The organism is Azonexus hydrophilus DSM 23864 (genome assembly GCF_000429605.1).
Classification (GTDB): Bacteria; Pseudomonadota; Gammaproteobacteria; order Burkholderiales; family Rhodocyclaceae; genus Azonexus; species Azonexus hydrophilus.
Map to the genome: position 1 here is coordinate 1 of NZ_AUCE01000016.1, position 12840 is coordinate 12840.

General features: G+C 63.5%; 12 protein-coding genes. 10 read left to right on the plus strand and 2 right to left on the minus strand.

Going from position 1 to position 12840, the window contains the following annotated elements:
* From G471_RS17095 to G471_RS0108370, 5 genes are all read left to right on the plus strand, one after another.
* On the plus strand, positions 1-1209 hold a 1209-nt coding region (locus G471_RS17095; protein ID WP_028994957.1), incomplete at its 5' end, for a calcium-binding protein.
* Positions 1210-1266: 57 nt separating this feature from the next.
* Positions 1267-2616 (plus strand): HlyD family type I secretion periplasmic adaptor subunit, encoded by a 1350-nt coding sequence (locus G471_RS0108355; RefSeq protein ID WP_028994958.1) that lies wholly within the window; start codon positions 1267-1269, stop codon positions 2614-2616.
* A gap of 117 nt (positions 2617-2733) precedes the next feature.
* The gene (locus G471_RS0108360) at positions 2734-4530 is read left to right on the plus strand and encodes an SLC13 family permease (RefSeq protein ID WP_028994959.1); all 1797 of its coding nucleotides are present in this window, start codon (positions 2734-2736) and stop codon (positions 4528-4530) included.
* A 41-nt stretch (positions 4531-4571) separates the two neighbouring features.
* Entirely contained in the window at positions 4572-4928 is a 357-nt protein-coding gene (locus tag G471_RS0108365; RefSeq protein ID WP_028994960.1) for a nucleotide pyrophosphohydrolase, read from the plus strand.
* Positions 4929-4934: 6 nt separating this feature from the next.
* Positions 4935-6107, plus strand: coding sequence for a DUF3095 domain-containing protein (locus G471_RS0108370; RefSeq protein WP_028994961.1), 1173 nt, complete (start codon positions 4935-4937; stop codon positions 6105-6107).
* Positions 6108-6111: 4 nt separating this feature from the next.
* Here G471_RS0108370 and G471_RS0108375 read toward each other — a convergent pair whose 3' ends face one another.
* Positions 6112-6957: a 23S rRNA (adenine(2030)-N(6))-methyltransferase RlmJ gene (locus tag G471_RS0108375; RefSeq protein WP_028994962.1), complete on the minus strand. Its 846-nt coding sequence runs from the start codon at positions 6955-6957 to the stop codon at positions 6112-6114.
* 23 nt (positions 6958-6980) lie between these two features.
* On the opposite strand from G471_RS0108375, the gene G471_RS0108380 reads away from it, so the two are divergent.
* The 4 genes from G471_RS0108380 (at position 6981) to cowN (ending at position 9286) form a co-directional block, all read left to right on the plus strand.
* Positions 6981-7322, plus strand: coding sequence for a DUF3301 domain-containing protein (locus G471_RS0108380; protein WP_028994963.1), 342 nt, complete (start codon positions 6981-6983; stop codon positions 7320-7322).
* Positions 7306-8154 carry a D-hexose-6-phosphate mutarotase gene (locus G471_RS0108385; protein WP_028994964.1) on the plus strand — a complete coding sequence of 283 codons (849 nt, stop codon included), beginning with the start codon at positions 7306-7308 and terminating at the stop codon, positions 8152-8154. The genes G471_RS0108380 and G471_RS0108385 overlap by 17 nt, the downstream gene beginning before the upstream one ends.
* A gap of 90 nt (positions 8155-8244) precedes the next feature.
* Positions 8245-8904, plus strand: a complete 660-nt coding sequence (locus tag G471_RS17100; RefSeq protein ID WP_051295370.1) for a Crp/Fnr family transcriptional regulator — start codon at positions 8245-8247, stop codon at positions 8902-8904.
* A 76-nt stretch (positions 8905-8980) separates the two neighbouring features.
* The gene (gene cowN, locus G471_RS0108395) at positions 8981-9286 is read left to right on the plus strand and encodes a N(2)-fixation sustaining protein CowN (RefSeq protein WP_051295371.1); all 306 of its coding nucleotides are present in this window, start codon (positions 8981-8983) and stop codon (positions 9284-9286) included.
* Position 9287: 1 nt separating this feature from the next.
* Here the strand turns inward: cowN and G471_RS18305 are convergent, their stop codons facing one another.
* Entirely contained in the window at positions 9288-12230 is a 2943-nt protein-coding gene (locus tag G471_RS18305) for a bifunctional diguanylate cyclase/phosphodiesterase (RefSeq protein WP_051295372.1), read from the minus strand.
* 126 nt (positions 12231-12356) lie between these two features.
* Between G471_RS18305 and G471_RS0108405 the strand changes: the two genes are divergently transcribed.
* Positions 12357-12749: a hypothetical protein gene (locus G471_RS0108405; protein ID WP_028994966.1), complete on the plus strand. Its 393-nt coding sequence runs from the start codon at positions 12357-12359 to the stop codon at positions 12747-12749.
* Positions 12750-12840 lie beyond the last annotated feature (91 nt).

Below are 12840 nucleotides of genomic sequence, written 5' to 3' on the forward strand. Positions count from 1 at the left end.
GGTGATGACCTGCTCTACGGTGGCAGCGGTAACGACATTCACGACGGTGGTGCGGGCAATGACACGCATTGGGAGAGCCTGGGTGATGACGTGTACCTGTTTGGCCGGGGTGATGGTCAGGATGTGATCACGCAGTACTACAACAGCGGCGGGACGGATGTGATCCGGCTGAAAGCTGGGGTGGCTCCAGAGGATGTGAAGTTGTATCGGTCGAGCACGGTGAACGGGGGCTACGATCTGATCTTGAGCATTGTCGGGACGACGGACAGCATCCGGGTTCAGAACTGGGTGAATAATCTGAGCGTACGGATTGAGCGGGTCGAGTTTGCTGACGGGACGGTGTGGGATACGGATGTGCTGTGGGCGGCGCCGTTCGAAGGTGGTGAAGGCGCCGATACGATCAGTGCTGCCGCGACGGGAAGTGTCTTGCGCGGGTTGGGGGGCAACGACACCTTGAAGGGTGGTGTCGGTTACGACATCCTGGAAGGCGGCGAAGGTAATGACATCTTGAGTGATACCTCCGGCAAGGGCTTGTATAACGGTGGCGCCGGCAATGATCACTTGACCGGCGGCTTGGCGGCTGAGATATACCTTGGCGGACAAGGCAACGATACGCTGGTCATTGGTGCTGGCGATGATGTCATCCTGTTCAACAAGGGCGATGGTCAGGACATCCTTGCCGCCGGCAGTAGCGGGAACGGAACGCTTTCGCTTGGTGGTGGTACGGCTTATGAGGATCTTTCCTTTGTTCGGGATAGTGATGATCTCGTCTTGAAGATCGGCGAGTCTGATCAGATCACTTTCAGCAATTGGTACGCTTCGACATCGTCGCGCCCGGTTGCCAGTTTGCAGGTGATCGCCGAAGCGATGGATGGGTTCTCTGCCGGCGGTAGCGATCCACTTCGCGATCAGAAGGTTGAAACCTTCGATTTTTCCGGTCTTGCCGACGCTTTCGATAGCGCGAGAACCGCCAATCCGGGGGTTACCTCCTGGGCTTTGAGCAACGCCTTGAGCGAATTCCATCTTGGTGGCTCGGATGCGGCCGCGATCGGCGGTGATCTGGCTTACCACTATGGCCGGAATGGTTCGCTTGCCGGCATCGGGGTGGATGCTGCGCTGGCGACGTTGGCAGACAGCAAACTGGGTACTTCTGCTCAGGTGCTGAATGCGCCGGCAAGTTTGCAAACTGGCGTTTTCCGCTTGTCCTAATCGGTGCGCTTCGGGAGGCGGCATTGAGCCGCTTCCCGGAATTTTCTGAGGCGGAAAATGTCTTTTTTGTTGCCAAAATCCGAGATTGACCCGGTTGAGTTTCGGGAGCCCTTGCTCCGCTTGCAGGAAACAGCACCGTCGCCGCTTGGTCGGAAAGTTCTCTGGGGTTTGTTGTTGTTTTTAGCTGCCTTGCTGCTCTGGGCGCTGATCGGGCGGCTCGACATCGTGGCGGTGGCTGAGGGCAAGTTGGTGCCCGAGAGTTACCTGAAGATCGTTCAGCCGGCCGAGGCCGGGATCGTCAAGGAAATTCTCGTGCGCGAGGGGGAAAGTGTCCGGGCTGGACAGGTGCTGATGCGGATGGATGCGCTCTTTTCGGATGCGGATGTACGTTCGATCGAGGCGGAACATCAGCGCAAGCGCTTGAATCTGCGGCGCATCGAGGCCGAATTGTCGGGGGCTGAATTCAAGGTTGAGGAGGGCGATCCGGCGGGTTTGGCTGAGGAGATCGCAGCGCAGTTTCTGGCCAACCGCAGTGCATTGGCCGCTGCCCTGGCCGAGGAGCGTTCGCGGATGATCAAGGCCGGTCAGGAAATGGCTGCCGCCGAACAGGTGAGGAAACGGCTGGAGGAAAGCCTGCCGTATTACCGCGAGCAGGACAAGGCCTACGAAAAATTGGTCAAGGATGGCTTTGCCGGGAGCCTGATGGGCAGCGACAAGCGCCGGGAGCGCCAGGAGAAGGAGCAGGAGTTGCAAACCCAGCGCTTCGTCATTGAGTCGGCAAGGGCAAGTATTTCGCAATCAGAGAAGCGGCTGGCGCAGATCGATGCCGACTACAGGCGACAACTGCATGCTGAACGTAACGAAACCCAGAGCGAATTTGACCAGTTGACCCAGGAATTGGCGAAACAGACCCATCGCCGGCAATTGCTCGAGTTGAAGGCATCGCAGGATGGTGTGGTCAAGGACCTAGCCACACACAGTAGTGGTACTGTCGTTCAGCCGGGCACGGTACTGCTATCGCTGGTACCCAAGGGGGAAATTCTGCGCGCCCAGGTGTGGGTCAGCAATGCTGATATCGGTTTTGTTCGGGTGGGTCAGCCGGTTAAGCTCAAGTTCGCCGCTTTTCCGTTTCAGAAATATGGGATGGTGACGGGGAAGGTTCTCCACGTCAGTGCGGATGCTGCCGATGCCGAAGCACAAGGGGAGCGCCTTGGTAACGGTTCACCGCTGGTCTACAAGGCCTTGATTGGCTTGGAACGGATGGCGCTGGGGATGGACGGCCAACATTTTGATTTGTCAGCGGGGATGCAGACAAATGCCGAAATCTGGCTGGGTGATCGTACGGTGATGGAGTATCTGTTGTCACCGGTGCGCAAGGCTTGGCATGAGGCAGGGCGGGAGCGCTGATTGGCACTGCCTGATAGGTCTGTATATATCTTATCGATATAACGAAAACATTTTTCATTCTTTCTGTGTGAGTCGGCGAGCGCTAATCTGTCGGCCTTGTTGCCTGGATCGCTCCCGATGTCTTTGCCCGAACACCTGCACGCCGCTGTCGTCGGCCTTGTCCTGATCGGTCTGTTCGCCGCCTTCGTGCGCGAATGGCTGAAGCCGGACGTGGCCGTCATGCTGGCCGTGGCCGTGCTGCTGGCGCTGGGGCTATTGTCGGCCAAGGATGTGACCGGTGTGTTCGGCAACAGCGCGCCGATCACCATTGCCTGCCTGTTCATCATCAGCGGTGCGCTGTCGAAAACCGGCTGCGTCGACCGGCTGGGCGACTGGCTGGGGCATCTGGCCGGGCAGAGCGAGTTTCGCTTGTTGCTGGCCTTGCTGGTGGTAGGTTTGCTGGTATCGCCGTTCATCAACAATACGCCGGTGGTGATGGTGATGATTCCGGCGGTGATCGCCATGGCCGGGCGCTTCAATATCGCGCCGTCGCGGCTGCTGATCCCGCTTTCGTACGCGACCATCCTCGGCGGTCTGATCACCATGGTCGGCACCTCGACCAACATCCTCGTCGATGGCGTCGCCCGGGCGCACGGGCTGGCACCGTTCACCATGTTCGAGATCAGCGCGCCGGCGATCGTCATGGCGCTCGTTGGTTGTGCCTTCATGGCGCTATTCGCGCAGCGCCTGTTGCCGGTGCGCGAGACGCTGACGCAGCAATTCACCGGCAGCGGCGACCGGCTGTTCATGACCGAACTGTTCGTGCCGGCCGATTCGCACCTGATCGGCAAGACGCTCAAGGAAACCAAGCTGGCCAACGGCGTCATCCAGGTACTCAACCTGTGCCGGGGTGAAGAAGAGATTGCCAACCCGGACCCGGCGACGCGCATCGAGGCCGGCGACCGCATCGTCGTGCATAGCCGCAGCAGCGACATGATGGCGCTGCGCAGCACCGACCTGGTCGGTCTGCAGGTGCAGGCCGGGCAGCACGACCTGGAGACGCTGCGCCGGCGCGACGTGGTCATGGTCGAAGCCATCGTCGGCCAGACCTCGCGTTATGTGCTGCGCCCGATCCGCGACCTCGACCTGCTCGCCCGTTACGGCATCCACCTGATCGCCGTGCATCGGCGCGATGCGTCGTTTTCGCAGATCGGCGACGATTTCCAGTTGCAGGTTGGCGACGTGCTGCTGGTCGAAGGTACGCCAGCGCAGATCAAGCGTTTCTGCGACAACGGCGACCTGTTCGCCATCACCGAAGGCCGGCAGGTGACCAACCGCACCGCCAAGGCGCCGATTGCGCTGGCCACCATCGCTGGCGTCATGCTGCTGGCGGCGTTCAACGTGATGCCGATCGAGGGGCTGGCGATCATCGGCGCGGCCATCGTCGTCGCCACCGGCTGCATCCGCGCCGACGAAGCTTACAAGTCGATCGAATGGCCGATCCTGATCCTGATCTTCGGCATGCTGGCGATCAGCATCGCGATGCGCAATTCCGGTCTGGCTGATCTGCTGGCCACGCAACTGGTGGTACTCGGCGACGGCTTGTCGCCCTGGCTGATGCTGTCGCTGGTCATCCTGCTGACATCGATTGCCACCGAATTCATCAGCAACAATGCGATTGCCGTGCTGTTCACGCCGGTGGTCATCGGTGTTGCCGAACAACTCGGCGTCGACCCGCGTCCCTTCGTCGTCGGCGTGATGTTCGCCGCCAGTTGCAGCTTCGCCACGCCGATCGGCTACCAGACCAACACCCTGGTCTATAGCGCCGGCAATTACCGCTTCGCCGATTTCGCGCGCATGGGCATTCCGATGAATCTCATCTGCTGGGCCATGGCCAGCGTGCTGATCCCGCTGTTCTGGCCGCTGCACGGCTGAGCTTGTGGCATCATCCGGTTGAACCGACCGGAGGATGAAGTTTGGCCGACCTCGATGCCCTGACTGCGGAACTGCTGGCTTTCCGCGATGCCCGCGACTGGCGCCAGTTCCACACGCTGCGCCAGTTGATCGTCTCGCTCAACCTGGAAGCCAGCGAACTGCTCGAACTGACGCAATGGCAGAGCGACGCCGAAATCGACGCCTTGCCGGCCGATCCGCTGTCCGCCGAAGCCCTGCGCGACGAGTGTGCCGATGTGCTGCTCTACCTGTTGCTGATCGCCGACAAGACGGGGATCGACCTGCTCGCTGCGGCGCGCAGCAAACTGCGCAAGAACGCCGAAAAATACCCGGTGGACAAGGCGCGCGGTTCGCGGGCCAAGTACACGGAACTGAAATAGGCCGCCATGCCCAACACCGGTTTTTATCGTGACCTGACGCCGTTGCCCAGTTTCGAGGCGGCGATGGATACCCAGGCCCACGTCGATCTTCCGGACGACTGGTGGGTGGTGATCGCCGATGTCGTCAATTCGACGCAGGCGATTGCCGAGGGTGCCTACAAGAAGGTCAATACCGTCGGCGTGGCCTGCATTGCGGCGATTGCCAACATCGACCGGCGCCTGGAACTGCCCTTCATTTTCGGTGGCGACGGGGCGACCTGCGCGATTCCGGACAGCCTGCGCGAGCCGGCCATCGTCGCCCTGCGCGGCGCCCAGCGCCTGGCTGCCGACAGCTTCGGTTTGAAACTACGTGCCGGGCTGGTGCGTGTCAGCGACTTGCGCGCCGACGGGCAGTGGACGCGGGTGGCGCGGATCGCCTTGTCGCCGCTGGTGATGCTGCCGGTGTTTTCCGGGCGCGGCTGGGAAGCGGCCGAGTCGCGGGTCAAGGCCGGGCAGGGCGCGCTCATGGTCGATCCTGACGGGGGCCCGGCTGCAGCCAGTTTCGAGGGCTTCGAATGCCGTTGGCAGAACGTGCCGAGCTTCCGCGACGTCAAGCTGTCGCTGATCGTGGTCGCCACCTCGGCCGACGCGGCGAGCAACCAGCAGACCTACCAGCAGGTGCTGGCGACCATACACGAGATATTCGGCGATCCCGGCGCGCATCATCCGCTGCGCCTGGACGGTATGCGCCTTGCCTTCTCGCCAATGAGCCTGGCCGGCGAAACGATGGTGCGTACCTATGGCCGGAGTCTGCTGACGAAATTCGGCTACGCCCTGCGCATGCTGCTGCAGAATGCCGCCGGCTGGTGGCTGTTCGCGCGCAACATCGATACCAGGGCTGTGCGCTGGAGCCGTTACCGCGACGACATGGTGCGCAATACCGACGTGCGCAAGTTCGACGGTGCGCTGCGCATGGTGCTCGACGCCAGCGAAGCGCAGGCGGACGAACTCGAACGGCGGCTGGCGGCGGCACATGCCGCCGGGCAACTGGCCTGGGGCGTGCACAAGTCGCGCGAGGCGCTGATCACCTGCCTGATCGAGTCGCACGAAGGTCGGCACATGCATTTCATCGACGGCAGCGACGGCGGCTACGCGCTGGCGGCGCGTCAGCTCAAGGCTCGGCTGGCCGAGCGCGACTGAGCAATCAGCTCGACTGGCTTTCCAGTGTGTATCGGGCGCCCGGCCCCTGGGCCAGCAGCGCGGCCAGCGGCGGCAGGGTCTCGTGGAGGGTCTTTTCCAGCGTCCACGGCGGGTTGATGATGAACATGCCGCTGCCGTACATGCCGAAACCGTCGCGCGGCGCGGCCTTGACCTCGAGCGTGGCGTTCAGCCAGTTGGCGGCGCCCAGGCGCTTGAGCCGATCCGGCAGCTGGCGAGACTCCGGCTTGATCAGCATCGGGTACCACAGCGCGTAGGTGCCGGTCGGGAAACGTTTCATCGCTTCCTGCAGCCCCTTGATCACGTTGGCGTAGTCGTCGCGCGTTTCGTACGACGGGTCGATCAGCACCAGCGCGCGGCGCGGCGGCGGGGGCAGCAGCGCCTTCAGGCCGGCGAAGCCGTCGCCCTCGGTGATGCTGACTTGACGGCCGGCGCCACGGAAGCACTCCTGCAGCAGCTTGCCGTCACTGCTGTGCATCTCGTACAGGCGCAGGCGGTCGGATTCGCGCAGCAGCTGGCGGGCCAGCCAGGGCGAGCCCGGGTAGTGCTTCAACTGGCCGTCCGGGTTGAGCATGCGCACGAAGTCGAGGTAGTCGGCGGCGGCCGGCGGCAGGCCGGTGGCGTCCCACAGGCGGCCGACGCCGTCGCGCCATTCGGCCAGCTTGCTGGCGTGGGCGGAGTCGAGCGCGTAGCGGCCGGCACCGGCGTGGGTGTCGATGATCCAGAAGGGCGCAGGTTTTTCGCCCATGTACTGGGCGATCTGCAGCAGGATCAGATGTTTGAGTACGTCGGCGTGGTTGCCGGCGTGATAGGCATGGCGGTAACTGAGCATGGCAGGCAGTATACTTCGCCGCCATGCCCATATACGAAAGCATTTTCATCCTCGTCGTCGCGGCCTTGATCTGGTTCTGGCTGGATTCGCTGAAGGCCCGCGAGATCGGTACCCGCGCCGCGCAGGCGGCGTGTGCCGGCGAGGGGTTGCAACTCCTCGACGACACCGTGGTCGGCCGGTTGCGCGGCCTGGCCCGCAACGACGACGGCCACCTGCGCCTGCGCCGCAGTTTCGAGTTCGAATACAGCGACAACGGCGACAACCGCCGACGCGGCAGCGTCATCCTGCTCGGCCACGAAGTCGAGCTGCTGCACCTGCGTCCCAACCTCTACGAGATACCCAAGTCCAATGAAACCCGGCATTGAAGAAATCGAATTCCATGGCATTCCGGCCCTGCGCCTGATCGGTCCGCAAGGCAGCAGCGCCGTCATCAGCCGGCTCGGCGCCCAGGTCCTGTCGTGGATCACGCCCGACGGCCGCGAGCGCCTCTACCTTTCGCCGCAAGCCGTGTTCGACGGCAGCGTTGCCATCCGTGGCGGTGTTCCGGTCTGCTTCCCGCAATTTTCCGACCGTGGCGAACTGCCCAAACACGGCTTGGTCCGTACCCGCGAATGGCAGGTCAGTGCCCGCCGCAGCGGCGACGATTACGCCCTGGTCACGCTCGAAACCAGCGACGACGAGGCCACCCGTGCGCTGTGGCCGCATGCCTTCCGCCTTGAACTGACGCTGATGATCGAAGCCGACCGCATCGACCTCGAACTGTGCGTGGTCAATACCGGCGCGCGCGAGTTCGAATTCACCGCAGCCCTGCATACCTATCTGCGTGCGATCCAGGTCGAGGATGTCGCCCTTGAAGGCCTGCACGGCCACGATTACCGCGACGCGGCCAACGGCGACAAAGTCGTCCGCGAGACCGGCACCGAACTGCTGGTCGAAGCCGAAACCGACCGTGTCTATCGCCAGGTCCGCCGCCCGCAACTGCTGCGCGCCGGTAACCTCAGCCTGGGCATCCAGCAACAGGGCTTTCCCGATGTCGTCGTCTGGAACCCGTGGGTGGAAAAATGCGCAGCGCTCGCCGACATGCCGGCCGACGGCTGGCGCCACATGCTTTGTGTTGAGGCGGCGGCCGCCGATACGGTGCAACAACTGGCCGCCGGTGACGAGTGGTACGGAAGGCAGACGCTGGTCGCGGTGTAGGTCTTTGTCGTATTGCCGACCGCTTGTGCCTTTGCAGGTCATTGATTTCATGTGATTTGCCGGTGGTCCTGGTCTTGCTTTCCATGATCCATGGAGCTCGATCTGCCATCGGCCAGTGCCGACCCCGCTTTCCGCCGGATTCCACCGCATCTGCTCGACGGTTTCGTCGCGCACGATTTGCCGCGCGGGTGCCTGTTCGCGACCCCGGGCGATCTGCGCAACCAGGTACTGATCATCGAAAGCGGGCGCCTGCGGGTCTATCTGGCCGGTGAAAACCGCGAACTGAGTTTGAGTTTTCTCGAACCCGGCGACATCTACACGACGCACACGCCGACCTATGTAGAAGCCGTCGTGACGACCCGGGTCTGGCTCATGGAAACGGTGGCTTTTGCCCGCAAGCTGGCCAGCGATCCGTCGGTCACCCCGGTGATGATGCGCGTGCTCGGCCGGCTGCTGGTCAATGCCGTCAACCTGATCGAAGACCTGGCGTTCCGTGAAGTACCGGCACGCCTGGCGCGTTTCCTGACCGGCATGGCCGAACGGCGTGGGCGACCGCTCGACGGGGGCATCTGGCTGTTGCCGCTCGACCTCGGCACCGAGGACATCGCCAGCTTGCTCGGCTCGACCCGGCAAACGGTGTCGTCGCTGCTCAACCAGTGGGAACGTGAAGGCATCCTGCAACGCCAGGGGCGGCGCGTTTTCTACATCTACCAGCTCGATACCTTGCGTCGCCTGGGGACACCAATCTGAAAAACTGTCGGCCAGCCGACGGACCTCGTGCGCCTGCCGATTTACAGTGAGGGCGGTTTCACTCACGGAGGCATCCATGGAATCGACTCGGCAAATCCCCAGCCAGATAAGCACCGACCGCTACCTCACTTTCGACGGCATCGACTGCGCCGGCAACGCCCGGCGGGTGATGGGCTACATCGCCTGCAACGTGGCGGCGCAGGGCGGCGATCACCGTTTCTGGCATTACTTCATGGCCAAACGCACACCGAAAAGCGGTCCGGCACCGGACGATCTCTTCCTGGTGCATTCGCACATCAACCAGATTCGCGAATTCTTCGAGCAATGCGGTGACCGCGAAGCGCTCGAACTCCTGCTGCAGGTCGAGGAAGAGTGCTGCTGAGTCAGCCCAGCCAGCGGCTGGCAAAAGTTTCGGGGCTTTCCGGGCGGCCGAACTGGTAGCCCTGGCCTTCCTGGCAGCCGAGCTGGCGTAGCGCTGCCGCCTGAGCATCGCTCTCTATCCCTTCGGCGATGGTGCTCATGCCCAGCGTGCGGCCCATGGCGACGATGGTGGCAACGATGGCGTGGTCGTTCGGATGGTCCTGCATGTTGCGGACGAAGGACTGATCGATCTTCAGTTTGTCCGCCGGCAGTTGTTTGAGGTAGGCCAGCGACGAATAGCCGGTGCCGAAATCGTCGATTGCCAGCGTGAAGCCGGCGTCGCTAAGTTGCCCGGCGAGTTCGATGGCCAGGTCGATGTTGCGCATCATGCCGCTTTCGGTCAGTTCCAGTTCGAACAGTTCGGGTGACAGCCCGAAGCTGCGCACGCGTCTTTCGACCCATTGCGGGAAGGCGGCATCTTCCATTTGCTGGGCGGCGATGTTGATCGCCATGCGCCCCGGGAAACGTGCGCCGGCCGACTGCCAGGCCAGCAGTTGCCGGCAGGCGGCATCGATGACCCAGTGGCAGATCATCAGCATCATGCCGCGTTCCTCGGCAATCGGGATGAAGACGCCGGGGCTGATCGGGCCGTGTTGCGGATGTTGCCAGCGCATCAGCGCTTCGGCGCCGATCAGCGTCTGGGTGGCCAGGTCGAACTGCGGCTGGAAGACCAGCGACAACTGTCCGTCGTCGCTCTGCAGCGCGGCTTTCAGGTCGCGGGCGAGGGCGATGCGCTCGGCCAGACCGCTGCTCATGTCGGCGTTGTAGAACATGTAGCGCTGCGGGCTGCTCTTGGCCCGGTACATGGCGATGTCGGCATTGCGCAGCAATTCGTCGGGGGTCGCGCCGTCGTTCGGGAAGATGGCGATGCCGATGCTGACACCGAGCGAGAAGGTATGCCCGCTACTGGTCAGCGGCTCGTTCAGGGTCTGGCCCAGGCGTTCGGCGATGAAGGTTGCGCCGGCATGATCGGTGGCTGTCGACACCACGGCGAATTCGTCGCCGCCCAGGCGAGCCAGCAACTCGTTATGGCGCAGGACCAGGCGGAAACGGTTGGCGACTTCGCGCAGTACGGCGTCGCCGATTTCATGCCCCTGGGTGTCGTTCACTTCCTTGAAGCGGTCGAGATCGAGGAAGAGGACGGCGAGCCGGCTGTCGTTGCGCAGCGCCTGGCCGATCGACTGCTGCAGGCGGTCGAGGAAGAGGGCGCGGTTGGGCAGTTCGGTCAGCGGATCGTAGAGCGCCAGTTGTTCAAGGGCCTGTGCCGCCTGCTTGCGATCGGTGATGTCCTGCAGGCTGAATTGCAGCAGCAGATGGTCGCCGTGGTGGAAGGGCATGAGATGGACTTCGGCGTCCCAGTGTTCGCCGTCCGGGCGGCGGTGGCGCCATTCGAAGACCTGCGGGCCGCGCTCGATGACCTGACGGATCTTCTCCTCGCAGGCGAGATGGCTGAACGTGCCGTCAGGCTGATAGGGCGCCGAGACGTCGCGGACGCTCAGGCCGATGACGTTTTCCCGCTGGCCCAGCCGGTAGATGTCGGCCGCCGCCTGGTTGCAGTCGATGAAGCGGCCGTTTTGCGGATCGAGGACTACCAGCGGGATGCGCGAACCGAGGAAGAGCACCTTGTTGTAGGCCTCGCTGTCGCGGATCTTTTCCTCGGCATCGTGCAGGGCGGCGATCTTTTCCTGCAGCAGCCAGCGCATTTCCTCGTGGGCGTTGGCCAGTTGCCGGATTTCCTGGATCGGGCTGGCCAGCAGGGGTGGTGTGGCGAAGTCGAGCTGGCCGATGCGGCTGCTTGCCGTTGCCAGTTCTTCGAGCGGGCGGGCGATGCGCCGCGCCTGCTGGCGGACCACCCAGGTGGCGAGCACCAGCATGAACAGCAGGCCACCGCCGACGATGCTGCCGGCCGGCAGCCAGTCGGGGGAGAAGTCGCTGGACGGGGCCAGGGTGACCAGCAGCAGTCGGCTGTCGCCGAGGGGGTAGTCGGTAATGCGCGCGAACCAGTCGGTCCCGTTGACGGCAATCCGGTGGACGCGGGCATCCGGCTTGCGCAGCCATTCAGCAACGGCCCGGTCGAGTACCGGCAGGCCGAGCGCCGCATGCGGTTGCAGGGCATGTTTGAGCCATTCCCCGGTTTGCGTGCCGGACGGTGCGGCGGGCAGGGCCAGGGTGCGCAGATCGTCGGTCAGGACCAGGGCCAGACCGTTCTGTCCGACCTTCTCGTGCATCGTGGTCAGCGACAGGTCGCGCAGCATCAGGTCGATGCCGATAACCAGCGTCCGCTCGTCGTCGAGGCTGATCCGGCGGGTCGCGGTGATGCCCGGGTCGCCGGTGGTGTAGAAGGTGTAGGGCGCAGTCCAGCGGGTGCCGCTGCCGAGCATCGCCGCTTCGTACCAGCTGCGCCGGCGCGGGTCGTAGTCGAGGGTTTCCCAGTATTCGCGAACCTGGCCGCTGGCGTCGCGGTCGACGAAGCGATGCCGTTGCCCCCAGCGCGGCAGGTCGGTCAGCCGGTTGCGCCAGCCGCCGTCGGCGAGTTGCAGCAACATCCAGCCGTGGCCGTCGCTATCACCAGCGACGATGGAGGTGGCCTTGGGCTGCGCCTTCAGGATGGGTTCGAACAGACGGTTGAACGTCGCCAGATCGTCGATCCTGGGCGGGGCGTCGCTCAGCCAGCCGGCGGCCATTTCCAGCGCGTTCGCGGCCGGAGTCAGGCTTAGGTCGAGGCGGGCCTCAAGGCGCGTGCTGGCGCTGGCAAAATCGGTGGCGGCGACGCGTTCGGCCAGCGGGCCGAGCGCCAGAGCGAGAAAACCTGCTGCGACAAGCAACACCGCTCCCACAACCAGCAGGCCAACCCTGACCCGCAGGCTCTTGCGCAGTGGAACGGTCTTCTCGGCTGAGGGATTCACGGCATGCTGACTTCATCCGTATGCTTGTGAAAACAATATCACAAAGGTCATAGGCGGGTGATGACATTCGGGCGTGAAACTTTCTGTGGTTTCGTCCTGTCTGAATCTCGTCTATAGTTGCTGCCCATGTCCATGCTGCTTTCCCGCTTCCTCGTCCTGATCATGCTGCTGACCGTGCTCGCGCCCGGTTTCGGCTGGCAGGCGGCGGGTGGCATGCCGGCCGAGGTGGCCGCGGTCGACATGCACCACGGACATTCGGCCGACGGGCACGATGCGCACGCAATGCACGAAATGCCCTGCGAGGACTGCGCGACCCATACAACGGCTGATGAAGACTGCGCCGAGACGCTGCACCACTGCTGCCCCGGGCACATCCTCGGGCATCTTGCCGTACAGCACATCGCTCCGATGCCGGTGCTGTCGCCCGGCACCGCGTCGCTGCTCGAACGCGGCGACCGTGAATTCGCCTCGCGCGTCCCCGCCGGGCTCGAACGACCACCCAGACATTTCTCCGCCTGAGCGTCGGCGGCTGAACCTTCCGTTTCCGTAATCCGGTCCTGACCGGACTATCGCGGTGTGCCGCCGACTGATTATTCATCAGTCGGAGAAA